The 12779-nt window shown below is 43.1% G+C and carries 9 protein-coding genes and 1 riboswitch; of the genes, 4 read left to right on the plus strand and 5 right to left on the minus strand.

The window, feature by feature from the left end:
- Window positions 1–29 precede the first annotated feature (29 nt).
- The 4 genes from HQN88_RS17420 to HQN88_RS37345 are packed head-to-tail and all read left to right on the plus strand — an operon-like array spanning window position 30 to window position 5942.
- On the plus strand, window positions 30–1673 hold the full coding sequence (locus HQN88_RS17420) for an S-layer homology domain-containing protein (protein WP_173114608.1): 1644 nt from the start codon (window positions 30–32) through the stop codon (window positions 1671–1673).
- Window positions 1673–2602: a DUF4430 domain-containing protein gene (locus HQN88_RS17425; protein WP_173114610.1), complete on the plus strand. Its 930-nt coding sequence runs from the start codon at window positions 1673–1675 to the stop codon at window positions 2600–2602. Before HQN88_RS17420 ends, HQN88_RS17425 begins: the two co-directional genes overlap by 1 nt.
- Window positions 2599–3489 (plus strand): energy-coupling factor transporter transmembrane component T, encoded by an 891-nt coding sequence (locus HQN88_RS17430; protein WP_173114613.1) that lies wholly within the window; start codon window positions 2599–2601, stop codon window positions 3487–3489. The genes HQN88_RS17425 and HQN88_RS17430 overlap by 4 nt, the downstream gene beginning before the upstream one ends.
- Window positions 3462–5942, plus strand: coding sequence for an ATP-binding cassette domain-containing protein (locus HQN88_RS37345; protein ID WP_173114616.1), 2481 nt, complete (start codon window positions 3462–3464; stop codon window positions 5940–5942). The genes HQN88_RS17430 and HQN88_RS37345 overlap by 28 nt, the downstream gene beginning before the upstream one ends.
- Window positions 5943–6023: 81 nt before the next feature.
- Here the strand turns inward: HQN88_RS37345 and HQN88_RS17440 are convergent, their stop codons facing one another.
- From HQN88_RS17440 to uptA, 5 genes are all read right to left on the minus strand, one after another.
- Window positions 6024–9563 carry an S-layer homology domain-containing protein gene (locus tag HQN88_RS17440; protein WP_173114619.1) on the minus strand — a complete coding sequence of 1180 codons (3540 nt, stop codon included), beginning with the start codon at window positions 9561–9563 and terminating at the stop codon, window positions 6024–6026.
- 173 nt (window positions 9564–9736) lie between these two features.
- Window positions 9737–9935, minus strand: a riboswitch (cobalamin riboswitch).
- Between the two features lie 126 nt (window positions 9936–10061).
- The gene (locus HQN88_RS17445; RefSeq protein ID WP_246320290.1) at window positions 10062–10352 is read right to left on the minus strand and encodes a hypothetical protein; all 291 of its coding nucleotides are present in this window, start codon (window positions 10350–10352) and stop codon (window positions 10062–10064) included.
- 276 nt (window positions 10353–10628) lie between these two features.
- Window positions 10629–11252, minus strand: coding sequence for an MBL fold metallo-hydrolase (locus HQN88_RS17450; RefSeq protein ID WP_068663456.1), 624 nt, complete (start codon window positions 11250–11252; stop codon window positions 10629–10631).
- Between the two features lie 20 nt (window positions 11253–11272).
- Window positions 11273–11839, minus strand: coding sequence for a thioredoxin family protein (locus HQN88_RS17455; RefSeq protein WP_056618420.1), 567 nt, complete (start codon window positions 11837–11839; stop codon window positions 11273–11275).
- 77 nt (window positions 11840–11916) lie between these two features.
- Window positions 11917–12516, minus strand: coding sequence for an undecaprenyl phosphate transporter UptA (gene uptA / locus HQN88_RS17460; protein WP_173114622.1), 600 nt, complete (start codon window positions 12514–12516; stop codon window positions 11917–11919).
- Window positions 12517–12779: the final 263 nt, after the last annotated feature.

Consider the following 12779-nt stretch of genomic DNA (forward strand, 5'->3'; position numbering starts at 1 on the left):
ATCCCTATCATTTTACTAGGAGGATAACAATGAAACTACATTATAGGATTTTCACCCTATTCTTGGCTCTATTCCTATTTGCAAGCAGTCTCAGCATCGTTCCTGTATCAGCCAACTCGAATGCAGTTGTAGACAATGCTGTACAGGATACAGCGCAGTATTTACTTAAAACTGTACAGAAACCAGAAGTTGGTTCTATCGGCGGTGAATGGGCCATACTTGGCCTTGCTCGCTCCTCCTATAACGTGCAGCAAAGCTATTACGACGATTATTATAGAGGCGTAGAGACCTATGTGAAAGCGTTGAATGGCAATCTTCATGATAAAAAGTATACGGAATACTCCCGCTTGGTTATAGCCTTAACGGCAATTGGAGCGGATCCCAGTAACGTCAGTGGCTATAATCTGCTCACGCCGCTCGGCGACTTCGATAAAACGATATGGCAAGGGATCAATGGGCCGATATTCGCGCTAATTGCGCTGGACAGCGGTAATTACCCTATACCTGTCAATCCAACAGCCAAAACGCAGGCTACCCGAGACATGTACATAGATGAAATCTTATCGAATCAGCTTCAGGATGGTGGATTTGCACTATCGGGCGTGTCGGCAGATCCTGATATTACGGGTATGGCCTTGCAGGCCCTATCCAAGTATCAGAGCCATCCAAAAGTGAAAGTAGCAATAGACAATGCCATTAAACTTCTATCTCGCATACAGGATAATGAGGGCGGCTATGCTAGCTTAGGTGTAAGTACTTCAGAGAGCACCGTGCAAGTACTGATGGCGCTTTGTGAGCTTGGAATTGACCTGCACGACAATCGTTTTGTTAAAAATGGCAACACAATTGTTGATGATTTACTATCCTTTTATTCAAAAGGACAGGGATTCCAGCATACCACTGATGGCAGCGGAGTATCCGGCATGTCAACAGAGCAGGCATTCTATGGACTTGTGAATGTGCAACGAATCTTATCGGGTCAGAGCAGCTTATACCGAATGAACGATGTAAAATTATCTACTTCCCTTACCCAAGTAAGCAGTAACGGTTTAGCTAACAAGAGCAAGGATATCAAAGTGATGCCAATCATCGCTGCGAATCCATCTTTCTCCGATATTACCAACCATGCGAACAAAGCAGCTATTGCCTCTCTAGCATCAAGAGGAATTATTAATGGTTTGACGGACAATGAATTTGCACCCGATCAAACAATGACTCGTGCCGAATTTGCGACCATTGTAACCAAGAGTCTCGGCCTTCCTATACAAGAGCGAGCCACATTCAACGATGTCACAGCTTCTGACTGGTATGCGGACTATGTTGGTACCGCGTATTATTATGGCATCGTAAGCGGAACGTCAGAGACTACTTTTACACCAAACAATACGATTACAAGGCAGGAAGCTGCCGTCATGATCACCAATGCGGCAAAGCTCTCTGGCATGGATACAGCTTTGAGCCCAGCTGAAACGAGAGATATGTTGGCTCAATTTGGGGATTACACACAAACATCCGAGTGGTCGAGGAATGCGCTAGCCTTTAGCTATCGAGAACATCTATTATCGCAGGATATGCTGAATATTGAGCCTTCTACATCTGTCACTCGAGCTGAAATAGCGGAGATGCTTTACCGTTTACTCACTGCAGCGAAACTTATTAAAGAGGCGAACTAATGCGATTAACCAAAAATAAAATCATTGCCGCGGCGATCATTATGACCGTTTTGATCATAGCCTTCTTCAGTAGTGGGATGCCGCGGCAGCAAGCCGATCAGACGTCTACCATCGCTCTAGAAACAAGCAATCCAGCAGTAGCATCACCCGCAGTGACTGAACCGAGCTCTGAACGATCGCCAGCTCCCACAGCATCACCCGATGCATCTTCAAGTACCGAGACACCGGTGGCAAGTCCGACTGAGGCGTTTCCGTCTGCACCTGCATCTGTATCCCCATCCCCAGCTCCAACTGCCTCGACTCAGGCGGTGGAGCCCCCTGCTAAGTCGGGTAAAGATGGGGACGGTAGCCAACCAGATCTACCCAAGGCAACCGAACCAAGCGCAAGCCCAGCTATGGGAATAGACCCTAAGACGGGTAAAGACCAATACCTTACCGAACCTGTTCCGGAAGGAAAGCCACTTCCCATTGAGCCGCAGAATGCGAAAATTTCTGACAAGCAAATGACAGTCACGCTTTCCGTAAGCTGTCTAACGATTCTCAATAATATGAAATTACTTGATCCCGAAAAGGTTGAGCTTGTGCCGAAAGACGGTATTATTTTCAAAGCCCAACAAGTTACTTTTTATGAAGGTGAATCGGTATTTAATGTGCTCCAAAGAGAAATGAAGAAAAACAAAATTCATATGGAATTTGTGAATACACCGATGTACAATTCCGCTTACATTGAAGGCATTCATAATTTATACGAATTTGATTGTGGAGAGCTTTCTGGATGGATGTATAAGGTAAATGGCTGGTTTCCTAATTATGGAAGCAGTCGCTATCAACTTAAACAAGGCGATGTCATTGAGTGGGTTTACTCTTGCGATTTAGGACGTGACGTAGGTGATACCTATAATTCAGCAGGCGGTGGTAAAAAGCAATGAAAGATTCTTTTTCCAGCTTCCACCCGATCGTTAATTTTCTGTATTTCACATTAGTTATCTTGTTCTCTATGGTTTTCATGCATCCGATATGTCTTGCTATTTCCATTACCTTTGCTTTCTCATACTCCATCTACCTCAACAGAAGCAAAGCCATCAAATTTAATTTTCTATATATGCTTCCTTTACTTGTAATGACAGCATTCATCAATCCTGCCTTTAACCATGAAGGAGTCACGATTATAACCTATTTACATAATGGTAATCCCCTTACTCTGGAATCCATTACATATGGTATTGCAGCAGCAGCCATGTTCGTAACAGTCATTTGTTGGTTCTCCTGCTATAACGCCATTATGACTTCTGATAAATTCATTTATTTATTCGGGAGAATCATTCCTGCAATGTCGTTAATTTTTTCAATGGTGCTACGATTTGTACCCAAATTCAAAGCACAACTTACCATCGTTTCCCATGCACAACGATGTATCGGCAGAGATGTGTCCAATGGCAGTGTGATCAGTAGAATCATGCATGGGATACGGATATTGTCTATCATGGTGACCTGGATGCTTGAAAATGCCATTGAAACGGCTGATTCGATGAAAAGCCGTGGGTATGGTTTGCAAGGAAGAACCGCGTTTTCAATATTTACATGGGATAGCCGCGATAAAGCTGCACTTATAGCTATTGTTTTAACCGGGGGTTATCTCATTATTGGAGCATGTACAAAAGCACTCTATTTCCGATATTTCCCATCCATGCGGAGTGTAGAACTCTCCGTGTTCAGTACGAGTGTTTTTGTTTCCTATGCCATTCTTTGTGCAATACCGCTATCCATTAACGTTTGGGAGGACTACAAGTGGAAATCTTTACAATCAAACATTTGACGTTCTCCTATCCTGGTTCTATGGAGAACGCGTTAACTAATGTATCGTTAGGCGTAAATCAAGGCGAGTTTATAACCATCTGCGGAAAATCGGGATGCGGAAAATCAACACTTTTGCGACATTTGAAAACAGATCTTACACCTCACGGATCACGGAGCGGTCAGATTTTATTTGATGGGACACCTCTAGAAGAGCTAGAAAGACGTATACAGGTCGCTCAAATCGGCTATGTCCTGCAATCTCCTGACAATCAAATTGTGACAGACAAGGTCTGGCATGAGCTTGCCTTTGGACTTGAAAGTCTTGGTTACAGTACGCTAGAAATTCGTCGACGTGTTGCTGAAATGGCAAGCTTTTTCGGCATACAAGAATGGTTTCATAAACAAGTGAGCGAACTGTCCGGCGGCCAGAAACAGCTTTTGAATCTTGCTTCGATTATGGTCATGCAACCTAAGGTATTAATTTTGGATGAACCCACAAGCCAGCTTGATCCTATCGCTGCATCCGAATTTCTAGCTGCTATTGGTAAAATCAACCGAGAACTTGGCGTCACTATTCTTATCTCCGAGCATCGGCTCGAGGAAGTTATGCCATTATCTGATCGCGTTATCGTGATGGATCAAGGGGAAATCCTCCATTCGGGTACACCGAAGGAAGTCGGTGAGCAACTTCGAGCTATACAGCACGACATGTTTTATGCGATGCCAACACCCACACGTGTATATGCAAGAATTAATAATCAGCTTTCTTGCCCCATTACGGTTCGTGAGGGAAGAGAATTCTTACATGTACTTGCACAACAGCAAGAATTCACGAAAGACCTACTTCCTACTGATGATCCAGTGCGAATTGATAATCCGGCGATTGAGTTGAACGAAGTATGGTTTAAGTATGACAAGAATTCCCCTGATGTTGTGAAAGGCCTTAGCTTTCGTGCCTATCCAGGTGAAATCTACGCGATTGTAGGTGGGAATGGAACAGGCAAAACAACCACCCTCTCCCTTATATCTGGACTTCGCAAACACTATCGTGGAACTGTTCATATGAACGGGAAACCAATTAACAAGTATTCAGACAGTGAGAAGTTCAATGGGCTTCTAGGCGTTCTCCCTCAGAATCCCCAAGCACTTTTTGTACAAAAAACAGTGAGGGCTGATCTCCTTGAGATGCTATCTGACAGCAAGCTGGGCAAGGATGCTGTGCAACAATCCATTGATGAGGTTTCTGAGTTGTGCATGTTAGAGGAACTTCTCGAACGCCACCCTTATGATCTGTCTGGAGGGGAGCAACAACGAGCGGCTCTTGCTAAAATATTGCTTCTTCAGCCATCCATTCTTCTTCTGGACGAGCCGACCAAAGGTTTAGATGCACATTACAAATTGATGTTTGCCGAGATTTTGAACAATTTAAAGCTACAAGGTACAACCATTGTTATGGTCAGTCATGATATCGAATTTTGCGCTAGCTTTGCCGACAGATGTGCTTTGTTCTTTGACGGAGCAATCGTATCCGAGGGCAATCCTCGGGAATTCTTTGCTGGGAATAGCTTTTATACGACGTCTGCTAGCCGAATGGCCAGAGATTTGATTCCAATGGCCGTAACGACCAATGACATCATAAAGGCCTTTAATGGCAGGGAAGAACCCATTCATTTCGAACCAAAGCCAAAATTAAGATTACCTCGTTCCATGGATAAACAGATTGCTCATACAAGCCTATCAGATCCTAAAGAGCAAACACCTGTCGAACACAGAAGCCTATCCAAGCGTACATGGACCGCCATGATGATGATACTTTTATTAATACCATTAACCATTTGGTTTGGCATTTACTATCTGGACGATAGAAAATATTACTTTATTAGCATGCTAGTTATTTTGGAAACGATGCTCCCTTTCACGTTGATTTTTGAAGGACGCAAGCCGCAGGCAAGAGAGCTTGTCGTCATTGCGGTCCTATGTGCGATAGGAGTCTTTGGCAGAATGGCCTTTTTCATGGTTCCTCAATTCAAACCCGTCGTAGCCATTGTGATTATTTCTGGCATCGCCTTTGGCGCTGAAACCGGCTTTCTAGTTGGTGCTGTCACAGGTTTTGTATCCAACTACTTTTTTGGACAAGGACCATGGACACCATGGCAGATGTTCGCCTTTGGGATCATAGGATTTCTGGCTGGAGCACTGTTTAAAAAAGGGATTTTACGAAGAAATCGCATTGCGCTTTGTATGTTTGGAGGCGTAGCAACGTTTATCATTTATGGGTTCATAATGAACTTTTCTTCCGTCATGATGACGCAGGCTAAACCTACAATTAGCGTACTGGTACTTGCATGCATCCGAGGTGTACCCTTTGATTTGATTCATGCGGCTGCAACTGTAATATTCTTGTATGTCCTTGCAAGACCGATGCTTAATAAATTAGATAGGATTAAAGAGAAATACGGGTTGGTATCTTAAAAATAGAAAAACAGCACCTCATTGGTTAATTGCTAACCTTCGGGGTGCTGTTTTTTATATAAGGATTAAGCAAAAGTTGAATTACTTCTTATTGTGGTAAGCTCTCATCGCAACAACCGTTGCCATTTCGCGCGTTACTTCATCACTCGGGTGGAACTGGTTGTCCCAACCTGACATCAAGCCACGTGCCATAATTGTTTGCACACTCGCTTTAGCCCACTCGGATACTTGATCCAAATCGTCGATCGCTAGTGTCTGTTCAGTTGCTTGAAGCTTAAGGGCATTAACCATAATGACTGCCATTTGCTCCCGCGTTAGCTTCTCATTTGGACTGAACTCGTCTGCACTCGTACCCGAGATCAACCCTGCCTTATACGCCGCGTTCACGTAAGGATAGAACCAGTCCGCTTGAGCAACGTCGTTAAAGTTAATGGCTTTAACAGCCTTCACATCTAGTCCAAGAACACCGACTAGCATCTTCATGAACTCCGCTCTGGTTACCGTTGCTTGAGGACTAAATTTCCCGTTGCTGCCCTCAACAAATGCTTTCTCCGTCGCTTCACGGATGGCGTCAAGAGCCCAAGTGGAGATCGATGTAACATCGCTGTACAGCTTATTTAAATCAACTGCCACAGCCGTCACTTGACTAGTCGTATAGGACACAAAGCTCGTAAAATGATTCGTTTTAATAATCAAATTGTTATCTTGTACAAAAGCGTAAGTAATCTTCTCTTTACCCTTCGTTGCCTCGATGCCTTCAGCCTCTGTTCCATAGATCTCGATTGGCGTAAACACATTGCCTTCGATGAATCCGACTTGTTGGCCTTTAGCGCCTTTCAACACGATGGTTACAGGCCGATCGAACAGAACGGATCCATTTGAGTTCCCCATGGCAAAAGCTTGACCAAGCTTGAGCTGTTTCGCAATCTCTTCACTCAAGCCGTTTTTCACTAACTCCTGAAGCGTTGAGTCCTTCGGATCTAAAGTAGTGAGTAGTTCGACATTTACATTCCCTGATTTTAGAACGGTTCCCTTATCGATGGAGAATGAAATGTCACCTTTCACAGCAGAAATCATAGGAATACTGTCTTTGACCTCTTCTAGATTAAGAATAACTTTTGATGTGATTTCAGGAATATTAATAGTAATTAATTCTTTGTCGTTCATATTTTTCGTGATGTTTACTGGATGATCTGCTTTACTATCAGATGGGATTTCAATGATTGACTTTTTATCGCCAGGAGAATTTCCACCTAGATAAGGTCCACTAGATTCATCTAGGTAATTTTCTGTATAGCGAAGAATTATACTTGCATTTTTAGTCAGAATGTAATCAGCAATACCCACATCAGGATCAATACCATCTACAGAATATAACCATCCACTATTAACTCCGCCATCAAACTCAGCTAATCCGCCAACACTTGAGATATAATTTCCTGAACTATTTACAAAAGGAATGCTAGCTTCGTTTAATACTTTTTCTATTACATAAGCTACCGTTTTACCTTCTTCAATATTTATTGTAGTTTTCGGTAAGGTTACATTTTTCCCAGCAACTCTACTGTAACCATTTAATTGCAATGATACAGAGATAGTCTGTGGAATAGGTTTCGTTTGTAAGTTTTGATACGCTGAATTAAGTTTCGATAGCGCAGTATCCGCATGATATTGAATAGCATAACTATTCGCTGCCACACCTTTAGCAAGCGTTAAGTTAACTCGAAGAGCTTGCCAGCTCACATCTGTATAATTACCTTGTTGAATGGCATCGATTTCTACTATTTTTGCATTCAATGCTATCTTATTTGCAATAGTAGTAATATCTTCTTCGTAATCATCTATATATACTAACGTAATGATATCTGAGCTCTTTAACACGTAGTCAGCAATACCTACATCAGCAAATTGACCATTGACTAGGTACATCCAGCCGCTTTTCGGCCCACCATCTCCAGTTGCCAAACCACCGATACTCGTAATGTAATTGCCACTTGCATTTATAACGTTCAAATGACTTGTTAATTTATTAATCGCATAGGCAGCGGTTTTACCTTCATCAACTTGCGTATCCGTCTTGGCTAAGGTAACTGATTTGCCTCCAATGGCGCTATACCCGCTGATGATAACGGAAACTGTTAGTTGTTGCGGTGTTTCTGGAGGAGCATTGATTTGTAAGCCTTGAACTGCTGCTAATAAGTCAGATAAGGCGACATCTACTTGATCTTGTAAGACAGTTGGACTCGCAGAGATCAATTTGGCGGCGGCCAAACTGTTTTGCAACGCTTGCCAGCTTGCGTCCGTATAGTTTCCTTTTTGCATGTTATCAACATTCGTGATGGCCGCATTTAGAGATGATTTATTAACTTCTTCGAGTCCTTTTCGGATGCTCAAATAGTATATTTTCGGCGTATTAAGCCCATCTTGCGCAATAACTCTAACGATTTTGGGCGTTGTCTCACTCAATGAGATTTCTTTATCAATTAGAGTACCTGTCGTACCACTTTTATTATTAATAAATATATTTGAAGCTGTTCCATTAGCCGTTAATTTAATCTTATCTGCGTTAATGAGAATATCGTTATACTCATACACACCTGCTGTTACGGTAATTTGCTTCGTTACTGATGAATCTACGTTTGTCCCTGATAAAACGATGCTTGAAAGATCTGCTGTTTCGCTAACTGATTGATTAGCTGTGACTCTTTGCAAGGATGTAATTTCAGCACTTACTTCTCCGAAAGGACCGCCATCCATTTGGACGGCAGTATATACTTTTACAAAACTTATGCTACTCAAATTCACAGGCTTTCCTATGCTGTCCACTGCCCAGCTTATATCAATAGGATCACCATTGGTAGCACCCGTTGTTAAATAAGGGTTTACAGGTACATCAGATGCGCTATTATTGAGATGAGTATCGGGATATCCAAAGGCATTCTGTTTTACGTTAATTTTTACACCAGAATAGATATGAGATTGATTATTAAAACCTAATGGGGCAGAGGGATAATTGGAAGGTATTGGATAATACGCATGCTTATGACTACCATTCGTTTTAACGAGTCCACTTCCACCTTTATTGTCTGTCCAAGGTATATTTACGCCATTAGCACTCGTGAAATCTAGATCTGGATTTGTATACGTAGCTTGATAATCCCATAACGTACTGTCCTCATAGTGCTCTGATCCAGCAATGTTAAACCAAGTCCCTGGATTTCCCGTCCCATCGTCCTGAGCAACGGCAACAGCTGCAGGCTCTTGAAAACCATTAAGAGCATTCCCGAACACTGTAAAATCAACCCCATATGGGTTCAGTGAACTATTTTGGATAGGTTCATCAAATTTAAATACGATGCTTCCACCGAATGCTCCCAAAGAAAGACCAGTAGAGCTAGGCGAATTCGTCCATTTGGCGTTTATATTGCCAGTGCCCCCCCAGCCGGCTTCATTCGTGAATTGGCCTGGTGCTGGGAGCCATTCTAGGATTGAACTAGGACCAGTACTTGCAGCTGCTACTACTTGTTTACTGGTTCCAAATAAGAAACCAAGTGAAGAAAATAGAAGCATAAAAGACATAATAAGTGCAATAACCCGTTTTGATACATAACGATAACTCATTTTCCCATTCCTCTTTCCCTTATTAAATTGCATAAAGGGGTACAAAAAAAGCCACCCTCAACTACTAGGGTGACTTCAACTTTAATCAGGAAATACATACTTCACACAACATAAATAAGCTTTATGTGAGCAGCATACTCTTAGTAACTAATCCCCACCCCCAAGGAATTAGAAACATCCAATAAATAAAGGCAGGTCTCCTGGCTTATGCGTCATCGCTTCTCTTCGCCTTCCCAATCTCGTAAACAAGACAGTGGCATATGAAAGAGTTACTCGGCAAGTACAGTGGTGGGACCGCGTCGGCTTCTACCGAACTTCCCTTTTAAGCAAGCATCTATATAGTATGCTTACACCCTTATTTAGAACATATGAAATTATCAAAGCAAACTTATGTTACCCCCTTTTGATTGTTTTGTCTACTGAAAACAAAAAAGGCACCCCACCAAGACCTCTGGGCCCGGCGGGATTACCTTTCTTTTTACCTATACGGTACGTGGATTAATATTTACAAATGCTGCGCGTAATAATAACTAGCAAAATGAAAAGTACGAGAATACTAGCGGCTGAATTGTTTTTCGGAGGACAAGCAACAGCTTGCGTGTGAACCGGTTTCGGGAATACAAATTCAGTTTGTTGGTAGGACGCATGCAGGTGGATATTATTGTGCATCGGTTGCTGCATGATTGGCGCTGGCGCTGGAAGCGGAGTAGGCGTCGGCATTGGCATTGGCATCGGGGTTGGCATTGGCATTGGTTGCATTGGGTAATTCGGAACTTTTACATATTCCATGAGAAGAGCACCTCCTTGGTATTTTCCCTATCGGGACTTGCACAAGCATACGGTTTAACTTAAAGGTTATTGTTTAAGTTGGGTGAATAGCTTACAACATCAGTCTATGGGGGAGCACCTACGTTGCACACGGTAAATACCCAGTTTCTAAATAAATTGGGTGGGTGTCATGGGCGAACGAGCATATTCAGTAGATAGTCGAATATTTCGACTTACTCCTCTTCCCCATCCATACACAAAAAGAACCGCCCCCATAAGGGAGCGGTTCTAATCGTCTTACACGTATGGATTATTCTCACGTTCGAAGCCAATCGTCGTCTTGGCGCCATGCCCCGAATAGACGATAACCTCGTCGTCCAGCAGGAACAGCTTATCCTGGATGGAATCCAGCAGGGTATTGTTGTCGCCGCCGAGCAGGTCGGTACGACCAACTGATAGTTTAAACAACACATCACCACTGAACAGGTGATTGTCATACAGGAAGCTCACGCTTCCTGGTGAGTGACCAGGGGTATGGAATACCTTGAGCTTAATGCCAAGGAACTCCAGTACCTGCCCCTCATCCAAAGCAAATTCAGCTGGATCTGTCACAATTGGAGCACCGAGATCAGGCCAGCGAGCGGAGCCGTTCTTCTTCGGATTCGTCAGCCAATCGGCTTCCAGGTCATGAATGTACACTGGGCAGCCCTTGAGCTTACGAATCTCGTCAACCCCACCGATGTGATCAAAATGCGCATGTGTCAGCAGGATCGCCACGATGTCCATGTCGGCAATTTTCTTAATCAGCGACTTGGGATTCATACCGGGATCGATAATAATACCTTGATTCGTCTCTGGATTCGACAGTAAGTAGGCGTTTGTCTGAACTGGACCCAGGACGAAAGATTGAATGTTGATCATCGTGATGCCACCTTCACTTTTTAGAACGACTCGATTAATGAACGAAGTTCCTTCACAATAACAGCATGATATCCGTTACCTTCGCCATATTGACGGCCCATTTCGGCTCTGGCTACTTGAATTTTTTCGTTATAATCTGCCGCATCGCGGTCTGGATTTTCTTTCTTGAACTGCGTCATAACTGCTTGCACGTTCTTCGGACGAGGTCCCCAGTGTCCAAGCGAGAAACCGCCAGTATCTGTGAATACGACGATTGGAATCCCACGTCCGCCGCCTGTCAGGAACTGATCAATCACATCATAGTTTTGTTCAATGATAAGAACTTCCGTTGGAATGCCGCTATCTTCCAAAGCCTTGAAAACCACAGGCACGTTGCGAACAACATCGCCACACCAGTCAGCAGCAATAATCAAGCAGCGAAGATCATCGCGATTATTCAACGATTCAAAATATTCTTTGTCCTCTTCATTATCCCAGGCAAAACCATCGTAATACGCCAAAAATTGCTCTTTATTTTTCTCCATACTCTCGATAAACTGTTTCGGCTTCAGGCCTGTACCTAACTTGCTAGCAAGATTTGCACCCATTGATTTCATCCTCCCAGAATCATCCTATTTCTCACTCATTGTAACAAAAGCAAACGAATCCGCCAAATCATACCTTGCTAAGCTTTCGTTTTTCTTTTGAGATAAAATTGATAGCCCGCATACAGAATCGTCAGCACGACTGCAGCGATAATTAATGGTTTAATATAAGGCCCTGCATATTCGCCAATCGTCTCCCAGTTGTCCTTCAATTTCATGCCCAAATAAATATACAAAAACGAGTAAGGAACTAAAGCTAACGCCGTGTACAGGGAGAATTTGCCCAAAGGCATCTTCGCCATACCGCCTGGTAGTGAGATCGCGTGACGCACAATCGGAATAAATCTCGCTGTAAAAATCATCCCTGTGCCGTACCGATTAAACCAGTTCTCCGCCACATCGATATGATGCTTCCTGATTAGCAAGTATTTACCATATCTCTCCAGAAAAGGCCTGCCACCATAACGCCCGATCCAATATAGCACGATTTGGGCCAAAGTTCCCCCGACGACCGCGCAAACCATGCCACCTACGAAGTTAATTTGACCTTTGGAAACGAGATACCCTGCGTAGGCTAAAAGCAATTCGTTTGGAATGACCTCCAGCATGAGTCCAAGGAAAATCCCCCAGTACCCCAAGCCTTCCAAATATACCAAAACACTTTGAATCAACTCATGCATACGTAACCCTCTCTTCGCTTCGCTTTCCATTACATTTGCTACATACTTCAAACTTAACTGGAAAAAGTACATCTAATTTCCCCAATAGGATCAAAATAAAGAGAATAACTGGATTTTATCCATCTAAAATCGCCCATTCTTCTCAAAATCACCTATAATCCACAAAATAGCTGGGTATTTTCCATGTATTCTAATCTTTCAGCGGAAACCCTCATAATTAGCTGCAGTTTTTCCTGTTAAATGTGCGATACTCCCCTAAGGTA

The organism is Paenibacillus qinlingensis, assembly GCF_013204845.1.
Classification (GTDB): domain Bacteria; phylum Bacillota; class Bacilli; order Paenibacillales; family NBRC-103111; genus Paenibacillus_E; species Paenibacillus_E qinlingensis.